Source organism: Streptomyces liliifuscus (assembly GCF_016598615.1).
Taxonomy (GTDB): domain Bacteria; phylum Actinomycetota; class Actinomycetes; order Streptomycetales; family Streptomycetaceae; genus Streptomyces; species Streptomyces liliifuscus.
The window spans coordinates 7,523,341-7,536,323 of record NZ_CP066831.1 but is presented as its reverse complement, the minus strand read 5'-3'; the positions used below and the strand labels follow the sequence as shown (position 1 = coordinate 7,536,323).

12 protein-coding genes are annotated in these 12,983 nt (G+C 70.4%); 6 read left to right on the top strand and 6 right to left on the bottom strand.

The window, feature by feature from the left end:
- Positions 1–96: 96 nt before the first annotated feature.
- From JEQ17_RS32470 to JEQ17_RS32450, 5 genes are all read left to right on the top strand, one after another.
- Complete coding sequence (locus JEQ17_RS32470; protein ID WP_234048461.1) at positions 97–636, top strand: RICIN domain-containing protein; 540 nt, start codon at positions 97–99, stop codon at positions 634–636.
- A complete protein-coding gene (locus JEQ17_RS32465) occupies positions 624–1,826 on the top strand; it encodes a sialidase family protein (RefSeq protein WP_200398544.1) in 1,203 nt (400 codons plus the stop codon). The genes JEQ17_RS32470 and JEQ17_RS32465 overlap by 13 nt, the downstream gene beginning before the upstream one ends.
- A 150-nt stretch (positions 1,827–1,976) precedes the next feature.
- A complete protein-coding gene (locus tag JEQ17_RS32460; protein ID WP_200398542.1) occupies positions 1,977–2,951 on the top strand; it encodes an N-acetylmuramoyl-L-alanine amidase in 975 nt (324 codons plus the stop codon).
- Positions 2,952–3,109: 158 nt separating this feature from the next.
- A complete protein-coding gene (locus JEQ17_RS32455; RefSeq protein WP_200398540.1) occupies positions 3,110–3,952 on the top strand; it encodes a hypothetical protein in 843 nt (280 codons plus the stop codon).
- Between the two features lie 132 nt (positions 3,953–4,084).
- Positions 4,085–5,092 (top strand): LLM class F420-dependent oxidoreductase, encoded by a 1,008-nt coding sequence (locus JEQ17_RS32450; protein ID WP_200398532.1) that lies wholly within the window; start codon positions 4,085–4,087, stop codon positions 5,090–5,092.
- Between the two features lie 120 nt (positions 5,093–5,212).
- On the opposite strand, the gene JEQ17_RS32445 is transcribed toward JEQ17_RS32450, so the two are convergent.
- Genes JEQ17_RS32445 through JEQ17_RS32435 form a run of 3 tightly spaced genes read right to left on the bottom strand, consistent with a single transcriptional unit; the run spans position 5,213 to position 8,758 of the window.
- Positions 5,213–5,971: a hypothetical protein gene (locus JEQ17_RS32445; protein WP_200398531.1), complete on the bottom strand. Its 759-nt coding sequence runs from the start codon at positions 5,969–5,971 to the stop codon at positions 5,213–5,215.
- Positions 5,958–7,547, bottom strand: a complete 1,590-nt coding sequence (locus JEQ17_RS32440; protein WP_200398530.1) for a vWA domain-containing protein — start codon at positions 7,545–7,547, stop codon at positions 5,958–5,960. Before JEQ17_RS32440 ends, JEQ17_RS32445 begins: the two co-directional genes overlap by 14 nt.
- Positions 7,544–8,758 (bottom strand): hypothetical protein, encoded by a 1,215-nt coding sequence (locus tag JEQ17_RS32435; RefSeq protein ID WP_234048460.1) that lies wholly within the window; start codon positions 8,756–8,758, stop codon positions 7,544–7,546. The genes JEQ17_RS32440 and JEQ17_RS32435 overlap by 4 nt, the downstream gene beginning before the upstream one ends.
- Before the next feature lie 216 nt (positions 8,759–8,974).
- On the opposite strand from JEQ17_RS32435, the gene JEQ17_RS32430 reads away from it, so the two are divergent.
- A complete protein-coding gene (locus tag JEQ17_RS32430) occupies positions 8,975–9,271 on the top strand; it encodes a hypothetical protein (RefSeq protein WP_055617873.1) in 297 nt (98 codons plus the stop codon).
- Positions 9,272–9,338: 67 nt separating this feature from the next.
- On the opposite strand, the gene JEQ17_RS32425 is transcribed toward JEQ17_RS32430, so the two are convergent.
- Genes JEQ17_RS32425 through JEQ17_RS32415 form a run of 3 tightly spaced genes read right to left on the bottom strand, consistent with a single transcriptional unit; the run spans position 9,339 to position 12,960 of the window.
- The gene (locus JEQ17_RS32425; RefSeq protein ID WP_200398528.1) at positions 9,339–10,409 is read right to left on the bottom strand and encodes a prenyltransferase/squalene oxidase repeat-containing protein; all 1,071 of its coding nucleotides are present in this window, start codon (positions 10,407–10,409) and stop codon (positions 9,339–9,341) included.
- Positions 10,406–11,152 carry a class I SAM-dependent methyltransferase gene (locus JEQ17_RS32420; RefSeq protein WP_200398527.1) on the bottom strand — a complete coding sequence of 249 codons (747 nt, stop codon included), beginning with the start codon at positions 11,150–11,152 and terminating at the stop codon, positions 10,406–10,408. Before JEQ17_RS32420 ends, JEQ17_RS32425 begins: the two co-directional genes overlap by 4 nt.
- Positions 11,146–12,960: a glycosyltransferase family 4 protein gene (locus JEQ17_RS32415; RefSeq protein WP_407700105.1), complete on the bottom strand. Its 1,815-nt coding sequence runs from the start codon at positions 12,958–12,960 to the stop codon at positions 11,146–11,148. Before JEQ17_RS32415 ends, JEQ17_RS32420 begins: the two co-directional genes overlap by 7 nt.
- Positions 12,961–12,983 lie beyond the last annotated feature (23 nt).

Genomic DNA, 12,983 nt, shown 5'->3' with positions numbered 1-12,983 from the left:
ACCGGGTGGCCCTCTTCCGGAGGGCCACCCCTCGTTCTCGAACACGCAGAAAGGGATGAGCAGTTGACAAGGAGCAGAGCGTCAGCGAGCTCCAGGGTGCGAGGACGAGCCGTCGTCGCGGCGGCCGTCGCCCTGCTGAGCGCGCCCGTGCTGACGGGGTCCTCGCTGACCGGCACGGCGTCGGCGGCGGAGCGCGCCGAGACGGCCGGGACCACCGTGGCGGCCGCGGCCGCCGAGGCGCCGGTGTACGCCCGGCTCTACAACCAGGGCACCGGAAAGTGCCTCGCCGTCCCCAGCGCGAATCCGGCCAACGGGGTCGTGCTGATCCAGTGGACGTGCAGTACCAGCGCGAGCCAGTACTGGACGCTCGAACCCGTGACGAACGGCTACCGGGTCCGCAACCAGGCGACCGGCAAGTGCCTCGCCATCGGGAGTTCGAGCACCGACGGGGGCGCCAAGGCCATCCAGTGGCCGTGCAGCGACAACACCGACCAGGTCTGGGCCCACGACGAGACCGACCGGCTGCGGAACGCCAACAGCTCCCTCTGCCTGGCCATCCCCAACAGCACCACGACCAACGGAACCGAGGCCATGCAGTGGACCTGCTCGGGGAGGGACCAGCAGTGGCTCTGGTAACGGGACAGCGGCCCTCGGGAGCACCTCGGCCGATCTACCTGACGACGTTCCTCACCCTCGTCGCCGCCCTGCTCGCGGCCCTCCTCGTCGCCCCCGAAAGCGCGTCCGCCGCGGGGGTCTCCGACGTGAGGACCGTCTACACGAACCAGGAGACCGAGGGCGACGGCCTCCGCGTCCCCGACATCATCAGCACCAGCTCGAACAACGCGGTCGTGGCCTGGCGGGAGGGCACCCTGCCCGGCCGGGTCGACGAGGGGTACATCCGGTACTCGTACACCACCGACGGCGGGGCGAAGTGGTCCCACCCGAAGGTGCTGGCGCAGGAGACCAGTGAGTACCTCTGGCACTACGTCACCCTCTACCAGGTGGGCGACGAGCTCTTCGCGTACATGGGCCGCACTCCGGTCCTGGACGACAGCGAGACCGACGGCGACGGAAACAACGACAACGGTCTGCCGATCAACGACATCGTCGTCAAGCGCAGCACCGACCAGGGGCACACCTGGCAGGACTACGCCGTCGACATACCGCTCGACGACCCGGCCACCACCACCGACGAGGGCCTGGGGAACCTCGCCTTCGCCGGACGTCCGCTCCAACTGGCCAACGGGGATCACGTCATGCCGTACTGGGCGTCGGGCCGGGAGAACGGGGTGCTGTACTCCACCGACCTCAAGAAGTGGGTGGCCCGTCCCGCCATCCCGGACCCGAACAAGTACATGGGCGGCGAACCGCAGCTCACCGTCTCGCAGGACGACCCGAACAAGCTGATCATGGTCGCGCGCAGCAACTACGCCGTGTCGAAGGTCTCCGCGGTGACGGCCACCAGCGACAACGGCGGCCAGTCCTGGACCGACTGGGCCCTGGACAGCAACGTGCCGTCCAACGACTCCAAGGTCTTCTTCACCACGGACAGCGCCGGCCGGTATCTGACCATCGCGAACACCTCTCTTGATGCCAGTGCCTACCGCAAGGTCCTGAACTACAAGGTCAAGAGCCCCGGGAAGGCGTGGGGAGCCGCCAAACTGTTCGCCGACGGCCCCGCCGACGACCCGACACCGGCCGGCACGGGCGCCGGCTGGGACACGTACCCGATGGCCGACGAGTACGCGCCCGGCAAGTTCTTCGTCGTCTGGGAGCACGACACGTCCGCCATCAAGGTGAGCAGGCTCGACATCTCCGACACGTAACCATCCGGCAGAACGGCCGTACGCGACACAGACGGGCCGGAGCCCCCGAACAGGGGCGCTCCGGCCCGCACCACGTGGTCGTCGACGCCCGTCACCGGCGTGGCCCAGGGAAACCTGCGGACCCCGGGGGCTGCCCGTAAGGTGGCAGGCGTGTCGTACGTAGGTCCTGACTTCGAACCTCCCCGTCCCCCGCGCCGCCCCCTGCGCGGCCCTCTGACCGTCGCGGTCGCCGCGCTCGTGCCGGGCGCGCTGGTCGGCTGGCTGGTGTGGCAGACGGTGGGGGACTCCGGCGGGGACGCACAGGCGTCGCCCTCGTCCGCCTCCTCGTGGGGCAGGCCCGCCACGCCGGGCGCCTCGGACGACGGCAAGGAGCAGCCCGGCGACTCCGGCCGGACGGGCGACAGCGAGAAGCCCGGCGAGTCGCCCTCCGCGTCGGCCCCCGCCGCCTCCGGCCCGCTCAAGGGCAAGGTCGTCGTCATCGACCCCGGTCACAACCCCGGCAACTTCCAGCACACGTCCGAGATCAACCAGCAGGTGAACATCGGGACGAACTCGAAGGAGTGCGACACAACGGGTACGGCGACCAACGACGGTTACACCGAGGCGAAGTTCACCCTCGACGTCGCCCGCCGGATGCGCACCGTCCTGGAGAAGGAGGGCGCCACCGTGAAGTTCACCCAGGACGGCGACCGCCCCTGGGGCCCGTGCGTCGACGAGCGGGCCGAGATCGGGAACAGGGCCGGCGCCGACGCCGTGGTGTCGATCCACGCGGACGGCGCGGGCGCCGGCAACCGCGGCTTCCATGTGATCCTGCCCGGCTCGGTGCACTCCGGCGCGGCCGACACCCGGCCGATCGTGGCCTCGTCCCGCGAACTCGGCGAGCGCGTCGCGGGCAGCTTCCTGCGCGTCACCGGCAGCGCCCCCTCCAACTACATCGGCGGCGGCACCGGTCTCGACGTCCGCAAGGACCTCGGCGGTCTCAATCTGTCAACGGTTCCCAAGGTCTTCATCGAGTGCGGCAACATGCGCGACAGCAAGGACGCCGCACAGCTGACCAGCAGCGCGTGGAGGCAGAAGGCGGCGCAAGGAATCTCTGAGGGAATCGTGAGTTTCCTGCACGGGTAGTGATCAGCGCACATATCCGTGCGGACACCCCTGTGGGCCTGACGATAGTGTCGTCCCTACGATGAGGGGCCACCCCCGCGCTTCACACCGCGGCCTTACGGCGACATGGTGACAGCGACGCCTCCACCGATGACGAGACGACTGACGAAGGACCTGAAGTGAATATCCGCTCCCTCACTCGAGGCGACGGCGTGGTGATCGGAGCAGCGGTTCTGCTGTTGATCGCGTCGTTCCTCGACATTTACTCGATCGACGGGGCCAGCGACAGCGCCGACATTCCCAACGCCTGGGGAAGTGGCCCTGTCCTCCTGAGTGTCACCTTCGCCGGCCTCATCGGCGCCGCCCTGATCGTCGCCGCCCGCGGCCTGCCGCAGCTGCCGAAGGTCGCCGGTCTCGACCTCGGCCAGTTCGGCATCGCCTTCACGGTGTTCTCCGCCTGGAGCGCGCTCGGCAACATCTTCGACCCGGCCGGCGGCTTCGACAACAACGGCGGTCTCACCGACTTCGGGGCGGGCACCGGTCTCATCCTCAGCCTGGTCGCCACGCTGGCCCTGGCCGGCGCCGCGGTCGCCACTCCCCTCGTGCCGGCCCTCAAGGGCCCCCTCCTCCCGGCCCCCAAGCCGGCCGCTCCGCAGCCGTACGGCGGTCAGCCGCCGGGTGGTTACGGCTACCCGGGCGCCGGTGCCCCGCAGCCGGGCCAGCCCTACGGCGGTCAGCCGCAGCAGGGTCAGCCGGGTCAGCCGTTCGGCACCCAGCCCCAGCCTCAGCAGGCGCAGGCCCCGCAGGCACAGCCGCCCGCCGGGGAGTTCTCGCCGTTCTGGTTCGCCGTGCCGGTGCCGCGTCCGCTGTTCGCGGAGGACGGTTCACCGACGCCGATCGCCGAACTGGCGCCGGGCACCTGGTACCTGGCCGTCGAGCAGCGCGGCCCGAGCCTGGTGGCGCAGACGCAGGACGGCCGCCGCGGTGTTCTGCAGGACACGTCCGGGATCCAGCGCGGCTGACACACACCGCCGCCGGGTTCCACCACGGCCCTCCACCCTCACGAGCACTTCGGCGCTCTTCCGGGTGGGGGGCCGTTCGGCGTACAGTCGCCGGGATATCAGGTATCTGACGCATCGTCAGGAGTGGTGTGCATGCGGCTCGGACTCGCTCTCGGCTACTGGGGACGCGGCCCCTCGGCGGACCATGTGCCTCTCGCCCAGGAGGCGGAGCGGCTCGGTTACGACTCCGTGTGGACCGCCGAGTCCTGGGGCTCCGACGTCTTCACACCGCTCACCTGGATCGCCGCGCAGACCTCAAGGATCAAGCTGGGTACGGCGATTGCCCAGATGGCCGCCCGCTCCCCCACCACGACCGCGATGCACGCGCTCACGCTCGACCATCTCTCGGGCGGCCGCGTGATGCTCGGCCTCGGACTGTCGGGTCCCCAGGTCGTCGAGGGCTGGTACGGGCGTCCGTTCCCCAAGTCGCCGCTCACCGCGACCCGGGAGTACGTCGACGTCGTACGCCAAGTCCTCAGGCGCGAGGCGCCCGTTGAGCTGGACGGGCGGTTCCACTCGCATCCGTACCGGGGCGAGGACGGGACGGGGATCGGCAAGGCGCTCAAGCCGATCACGCACCCTCTGCGCGCCGAACTGCCCATCCTGCTGGGCGCCGAGGGGCCCAGGAACATCGCGCAGACCACCCGGATCGCGGACGGCTGGCTGCCGTTGTACTGGTCCCCGTTCAGGACGGATGTGTACGAGGCCTCCCTCGATGCCGCTCCCGAGGGCTTCCTCGTCGCGCCCATGGCCCGGGCCAAGGTCTGTGACGACGTCGCCGAAGGGCTGCTGCCCGTGAAGGCGATGCTCGGCTTCTACATCGGCGGCATGGGGCACGCGGCACGCAACTTCCACGCCGATCTGATGGCGCGGATGGGCTTCGAGGAGGAGGCCCGCCGTATCCAGGAGCTGTTCCTGGCGGGCCGTCGCGAGGAGGCCGTGCTGGCCGTGCCCGACGCGTTCGCCGACGAGATCTCGCTCGTCGGCCCGCGCGAACGGATCGCGGAGCGGCTGGAGTTGTGGAGGAAGGGTCCGGTGACCGACCTGCTGGTGCTGTCACCGGACCGGCTCACGCTGCGCACGCTGGCCGAGCTCAACTGAGTGCTCCGCCGGGCTCGGCGGTTCGCCTCTTCGCCGTTGTGTCCTGAGGCGGGTTCGCGGCCGCAGGTCGTCTGTGGCTGATCGCGCAGTTCCCCGCGCTCCTTTGGGGCCCGCTGTCGGCTAGCGGAATATGGCGATGGCCTCCAGCGTGACCTCGCGGCTGTCCGAGCGCCAGCCGGTCATCTTGCCCAGGCAGCGCGCCTGGAAGGTCCCGTCGTTGATCCGCTCGCCCCGCAGACCGCCCGCCGCACAGGTGACGCGGACGTAAGCGGGCTCCCCGGGATCCCCGTAGGGGGCGCGCAGCACGATCTCCTCGGCCGACTCCGACTCGACCAGGAAGCGGCCGCGGACCGAGACGAACTCCTCGATGTCGCTGAGCGCGAGGCCGCCGCGGCCGGCCTCGGGACCGAGGGTCTCGGCGAGGGCCCGGTTCGGCGTGACGTCCCCGGAGCGCAGGTCGGCGTGGACGATGACGTCGGCGCGCTCGAAGGCGTCCATGAGCATCCCGATCACGGAGATCGGCTCGCTCTTCTGGACGTAACTGCTGAACTTCTCCTGGCTGATGTCCCGGTTGGCCTTGACCGTCCACGGCAGCAGCCTGCCCCAAAGACCCAGGCTGGTGTTGACGTTGGTCCGGTGCTCGACCGCCTGCTCCAGCGCCGCGCTGTAGTTGCCGATGCGGTAGAGGTCCATCACCGCCTTCTCGTCGAGGTAGAAGCAGATGCTGTACGCGGACCGCCGCCCGAGCGCCCGCCGTCTTCGCTCACGCACGTGCCGCGCCAGCACGGCACCGAGCGTCACCAGACCGGCCGCGGTGACCAGCCACACCGTCATCCAGGGCCACCACACACCCCACCACTGCGCGTCAACGACAGCCACGGATCTCCTTGAACGCCTCGGAAAGGGATGAGCCCTGCGCCTCCACCATGCGTCCGCCCGTCTTCTTGGCCGCGCGCCGCAGTGCGCCCGCGTCGGCCTCCCCGAAGTGCACGGGGTAGGTGTGGACCGCGGCGCGCGTCCCGGCCGACCGCGCCTCGTAGCGGCGTACGAACTCCTCGTACGCGATACCGGAGTTGTTCTCGCCGTCCGTCATCAGGACGATGGACACGGCCCGTTCGGGGTCGTCGGCCACCACGGTCGAGGCCGTGCGGTAGCCGTGGTCGAGCGCGGTCCAGACGGCGGTCGCGTCGCCGTAGCCGCCGCGCGCGACGACGTCGGCGAGCGCTTTCAGGTCCTTCTGTCCGTCGACGGTGACGGTCCTCTCCTCCAGCACACGGCCGCCGAACCGCACGACGGTCAGCCGCTCACCCTGGTAGAAGCGCGCGAACTTGCCCGTCGCCGAGGAGTCCGCGCCGCTGAGGTCCGCGAAGGCCTCGCGCAGGGCCGCCATGCGCTCGCCGCGCATCGACCCGGAGAAGTCGAGCAGGAAGATCACCTGGTCGGGGACGCGTCGCCGGGGATCGCCGTAGTCGTCCAACAGCCTTTCCAGGACGGCCGGTTGGTCGGGAAAGTAGAGGGCGTTGCCGATCGGGACGCGGAGTTGTCCGTCCCGGGCGACCGACGCCCCGACCGGTCGCCGCAGGGTCGTCCGCATGATCTTCTCCTGTACGGAGTCCCGCTGCAGCCACTCCACGACCTTGTCGTACGCGGCCCGCCGGTCCGCGTCGTCCTGGTCGAGGAGCAGCAGGGGGAAGTCGGCGAGGACCATGCCGTCCTCGGGGCGGACGATCTCCAGCTTCTCCTTCAGCCGGCCACCGGAATTGAGGGCGAGCAGATCGGACTCGTACGTGATGAGGGCGTTGGCCGTGCCCGGGTGGTCGACGAAGTCGTCGAGCAGGTCGCGGGTGGAGTCGGCGGTAAGTTTCTGGCCGGAACGGAAACCGCGCAGCCGGTCGCAGGACACGTCCTTCTCGCGCAGCGCGCCACCGGTGCCCGCCGCGGCGGTCGCGACGCCGACGAGGGCGGCCATGCCGGTGCCCGTCTTACGGGGGTCGGCCATCCCGAAGCGTACGGTTCCGGTGGCGGCGGCGTCGGCGATGTCGGCCCAACTGAGGTTGCCGCCGGGTGACTTGGCCCGCAGCTCGCGTGCGGTGTCCGGCCGCAGTCCGACCACGACCGGGGAGAGCATGGTCGGGGTACGCAGCAGCCGCTGGGCGGTGTCCTTGTGGCGCAGCCGGAAGGAGCGGTCGGTGGAGAGCCAGGCGAGGTCGTGTCCGCCGCCGCCCTTTCCGGTGCCGGGTACCAGGGCGTCACCGGTGTCCGCGTCGGCCCGGTAGTCCATGTCGAGCTCGACTCCGGTCTCGTCCCTCAACTCGTCGAGGAGCGGCTCCAGTACGGCGAGGTCGGGGCCGGCGAGGACGCGGAGGGTGGTCGTCCGCTGCCCGTCGCCCCCCGAGCAGCCGACGGTGACCGTCAGGGTCAGACACAGCGTCAGAATGCTCAGCCCGCGCCTCACTTGGCTTCCCCGGGTAGCTCCGGGCAGTCGCCTACGGCCTTGATCATGCGTTCCAGGAGGGGCAGGCTGGGGAGGACCGCCTTGGTGTCGTCGGCGGAGGTGACGGGCACCTGGATGCCGCGGTCCTTCAGAAAGGCCGCCAGCTGCTCACTGGTCGAGTCGCTGGTGGCGTCCCGTACGCGAAAGCCCAACTCCATTGCTCTTTGCTGGAGTTCGGGGTCCTTCAGGACCAGTTCGCCGAGCCGTTCGCCGTCGTCGGTGAGCGCCACGAGCTGAGGTTCGGTGACGAAGCGGGTCGACGGGTAGAGCAGCACACGCTCGTTGTCCGGCTTTCCGTGAGTGGCCTCGTACCGGATCTGGTGGGCGAGGAACTGGTGCTCGTAGATGACGGAGATCGGCGCAATGCTCTTGCCGTCCACGGACAGATAGGTCTCGGCCCGCTCGGAGCCCGGCAGGCCCTGTGCGATGAGCAGCTTCTTGATGGCACTGGCGTACTGGTCGGCCTGCTTCTCGGTGCTCGGGGCCTCGTTCTTGTGCCATACGAAGGAGACGAGGCCGAGGTAGGTGCCGCCGGAGTTGGACTCGCAGATGTCCGAGGTCTGGGCGAGGATCTTGTTGCCGTTCTGCACGCGGCGGCGCTCGACGTCGAGGTCGTCCCACCTCGTCCCGTCCTCGGCCAGTCTCAGGAACTTGGCCATGTCGAGCGTGTAGTACAGCGGATCGGCGCCCTGGCCCGGCTGTGGGCTCGCGATCTTCACGTCCCGCAGTGTCTCGGCGTACTCCCGGTAGGTGCCGAGGACGATGGGGCTGACGAACGGCCGGTAGGTGAGGGCCGGTCGGCCCGCCGCCGCCCGCTTGTCGGTGATCAGGTCTGCGGCGGGCTGCCCGGAGGGGAAGACGACGTCGTATCCCGCGACGTCCTGGGTGGCGATGCCCCGGGAGCCCATGCTCGTGATGTGCACCCGGAAGCCGCGCTCCATCAGGATGCGCTGGACCTCGGGATCCTCGAAGAAGTCCCTCTTGGAGGCCATCTTGGCCTCGATCGTGACGACCCGGTCGAGCGGCATCAGCAGATGGCCGGAGGCCAGGAGCAGGACCAAGCCGACCACAGGGACCGGGAGTGTGAGAGCGAGTGTGCGGCGCAGGCGACTGCGCTCGGGTCTGTTGACGACCAGACGGGGTTCCTCTGACACGGATCTGTTCGCGGACACCGGCGTCTCCCCCTAGCGTGGGGCAGGATCGTCGGTGACAGCGCTTACCGCCGAACCACCTCACGACGAACGGCAGTTGGAACCAAGATTAATCGCTGGCGAACCATCACGGGGAGGGCCTGTCACCGCCTCCCTGGGGTCACCTTGACCTCGACGGATTCCAACCCGACCGACCGCAACGGGTTTCATCCAGGATTCAAGGGCAACTCGCAGAGCATGTCCTCTCGAACTCGCAGTAACGGTGCCAACCAGGCCGGCACGGTCATCGCGGTCGTCGCCGACATCATGGCCCTCATCCTTGGCCTCTGGATCCTGATGTACCTGCTGGACGCCAACCAGGGCAATGACTTCGTCCAGTTCATCCACGACGCGGCACGCTGGCTCGCCGGCTGGTCGCACGACCTGTTCACCTTCGACGAGCAGTGGGCACGGGTCGTCGCAGGGTATGGCCTCGCGGCCGTCGTGTACCTCTTCGTGGGGCACGCGATCGCCAACCGCGCCCACCGTCACTGAGTACGCACTGAGCAGGTGGAGTACGTACTGAGCAGGTGCGCGTACGTACCGAGCAGGTGCCCGGCCCCTACTGACAGCAGTCGGGGTCCAGGCCCGTCGGCAGGCGGTCGCCGCTGAAGACCGCGCACGTCGCCTCGTCGCCGCCCAGAGCGGCGACGGCGAGGAGCAGGGAACCGGCCGTCCAGGAGGTCAGCTCCTCGGGCCAGACGGCCTGGGCGTCGAAGACATAGCCCGTCCAGTACAGGCCGGTTCCCGGGTCCCGCAGATGCTGGATCGACTGAAGGATCTCCAGGGCACGGTCGGACTCGCCCACGGCCCAGAGCGCCAGGGCGAGTTCGGCCGACTCGCCGCCCGTCACCCAAGGGTTGGGGACGACGCACCGCACGCCGAGCCCCGGGACCACGAACCGGTCCCAGCCCCCCTCTATGCGGTCCTTCGCCTCGGCGCCCGTCAGCGCGCCGCCGAGCACCGGGTAGTACCAGTCCATCGAGTAGCGGTCCTTGTCGAGGAACCGCTCGGGGTGCCGGCGTATCGCGTGGCGCAGCGCGCCCACCGCCAACTCCCAGTCGGGTTGCGGCTCCTCGCGCTCCTCGGCGATGGCGAGGGCACAGCGCAGGGCGTGGTGGACGGACGAACTCCCGGTCAGCAGCGCGTCGTTGACGGGCGTCCCGTCGTCCTCGCGCTTCCAGCCGATCTGTCCGCCGGGCTGCTGCAGTTCGAGGACGAACTCGACGGCCGCGAACACGGTCGGCCAGAGCCGGTCCAGGAACGTGTCGTCGCCGGTGGCGAGGTAGTGGTGCCACACGCCGACGGCGACGTACGCGCAGAAGTTGGTCTCGCGGCCGCGGTCGGTGACGTCGGTGGCGTCCCCGTCGGCGTAGGCCGCGTACCAGGAACCGTCCTGGTTCTGGTGCCGGGCCAGCCAGTCGTACGCCCGCCCGGCGGCCTCGTGCTCGCCGGCCGCGTCCAGGGCCATGGCGGCCTCGGTGTGGTCCCAAGGGTCGAGGTGGTGGCCGCGGAACCACGGTATGGCGCCGTCCGCGCGCTGCACGGCCAGGATGCCCCGGACTGTCTGCGCGGCCTGTTCCGCGGTGAGCACTCCGGTCAGGACGAGGTGCTCCGTGCGCGGTGTCGTCACGAAGGGTCCACCGTGGCAGCGTCGACGGGCAGGTGGGGCTTGGTCGCGTACGCCACGAAGCTCTTGCCGATCAGGGGGTTCAGCGCCTGTTCGGCGACCCGGGTGGCCAGGGGTTTCTTCATGATGTCCCAGACGAGGAGCTTGTGGTACGCCCGCACCGGCAGCGCCTTGTCGTTGTCGACGCCGAACGCGCACTTCAGCCACCAGTAGGGGCTGTGCAGCGCGTGGGCGTGATGCGTGCCGTACGGCGTGAGGCCGGCCTCGCGGATCCTGGCGAGCAGCTCGTCCGCCTTGTAGATGCGGATGTGGCCGCCCTCGACCTCGTGGTACGCGTCCGAGAGCGTCCAGCAGACCTTCTCGGGCCCGTAGCGCGGGACCGTGACGGCTATCCGTCCGCCGGGCTTGAGCACGCGGACCATCTCGGCGAGCACGCCCTTGTCGTCCGGGATGTGCTCCATCACCTCGGAGATGATGACGACGTCGAACGACTCGTCGGGGAAGGGGAGTTGGAGCGCGTCACCCTCCATGGCGGTGGCGGTCGCACCCTCCGGCGCCTCGCCCGCCTCCTTCATCGCGGCGAACCACTTGGCGACCTCGCGGATCTCCTCGGCGTTCTGGTCCAGCGCGACGACGTGCGCGCCGCGCCGGTAGCACTCGAACGCATGGCGCCCCGCCCCGCACCCGAGATCCAGCACACGGTCCCCCGGGGCAAGCGGAAACCGGGAGAAGTCGACGGTCAGCACGTGGTCCTGCTTTCACGGTGAGGGGTGTCCACGGGGGTGGCCCCGGAGGCGGCCATGTTCACGGGGGTGGGGGTGGGGGGCCGGTTCGCGGACGTGGCGTCCACCGGACCGGGCGAGGTGGCCGACGCCGCGGGCGCGGGCGTGGCGGGCACCGCGTGGGCGGGCTCGGGGGGCACCGCGCCGGGCGAGGCGGCCGGCGCCGCGGGTGCGGCGGGCGCGGCCTGTGCGGGCGCCGCGTGTGCGGGCGCCGCGTGTGCGGGCGCCGCGTGTGCGGGCGCGGCCTGTGCGGGCGCGGCGGGCGCCACGGGCGCGGACATGACGGGCGCGGGCGCCTCGGTTGTAGGCGTGGCGGGCGCCGGGCCCGCATCCTGTGAGGCCGCGGAGCGGCCGGGAAGCTGGGGCGCGGAGCGGTCAGTGCTTGCCGCAGAGCGGCTTTGTGGCTGGGGCGCGGAGCGGTCAGTGCCTGCCGCGGAGCGGCTTTGTGGCTGGGGCGCGGAGCGGTCAGCGCTCGCGATCGCCTCACGGTAGCGGGCTACCGTGCCCTCCGCGGCCTTGGCCCAGGTGAAGTGGCGGAGGACGCGTTCCCGTCCGGCGGAGCCGAGTCGTTCACGCAGGCGGGGGTCGCCCAGCAGCCTGCTCAGCCCAGCGGCCAGCGCCCCCGCGTCGCCGGGCCCGACGGCAAGGCAGGTCTCGCCGTCGGGGCCGGTGACCTCGGGGATCGCCCCGCCGGTCGTGGCCACGAGCGGCGTACCGGTCGCCATCGCCTCGGCGGCGGGCAGCGAGAAGCCCTCGTAGAGGGAGGGCACGCAGGCGACCTCGGCGGACCGCACGAGGTCGACGAGCTCCGCGTCCGAGATGCCCTTCACGAACTCGACGGAGCCTTCGAGGCCGTACCGCTCGATGAGCTGGGCCACCGGCCCGTCCTCGGCACGCTTGCCGACCACGACGAGGTGGGCCGCGGGGTGCTCGGTACGGACCTTGGCGAGCGCCTCGACGAGAAAGACGAGGCCCTTGAGGGGAACGTCCGCGCTGGACGTGGTGACGATCCGCCCCGGCACCTGCGGCACGGACGGATCCGGTGAGAAGAGGTCGGTGTCGGCGCCGATGTGCACGACGTGGATGCGGTCGTCGCGTACACCGAGGTGCTCGACGATCTCCTGCCGGGACGTGCCGGAGACGGTGAGGACGGAGGGGAGCCTGCGCGCGACGCGCTTCTGCATGCGCGTGAACGCGTACCAGCGGCGTACGGACATCCGGCGGCGCCGGCCCTCCGCGGCGTCGAGCTCCAACTGCCGGTCCACGGTGATGGGGTGGTGGATGGTGGTGACCAGCGGGGCACCCACGTCCCCCAACAGCCCGTACCCCAGGGTCTGGTTGTCGTGCACGACGTCGAAGTCGCCGCGCCGGGCGCGGAGATGACGGCGGGCGCGAAGCGAGAACGTCAGCGGTTCCGGGAAACCGCCGGTCCACATCGTGCCGACTTCGAGCGCGTCGACCCAGTCACGGAACTCGTCACGCTTCGGCGTCCGGAAGGGATCCGGGTGGCGGTACAGGTCGAGGCTGGGCAGCTCGGTGAGGGAGAGCCCGTCGAGCCCCTCGCCCTCGTCGAGCACGGGGTAGGGCTGGGAGCCGATGACCTCCACCTCGTGGCCGAGGCGGGCGAGCTCGCGCGAGAGGTGCCGTACATAGACGCCCTGGCCGCCGCAGAACGGGTTCCCTTTATAGGTGAGGAGCGCGATGCGCAGCGGTCGGTCGGCGTCGGCGGCCGAGCCCGCGTGGAGGCCTGCCTCCATGGCCTCATGGGTCACTCTCGGCCCCCTTCTTCCAGCAC

What these genes read in the sequence shown, in the direction of transcription:
- JEQ17_RS32450 (WP_200398532.1), top strand. Translation starts at nt 4,085, where the DNA reads ATGCGGCTCGGACTCGCTCTCGGCTACTGGGGACGCGGCCCCTCGGCG.
- JEQ17_RS32430 (WP_055617873.1), top strand. Translation starts at nt 8,975, where the DNA reads ATGTCCTCTCGAACTCGCAGTAACGGTGCCAACCAGGCCGGCACGGTC.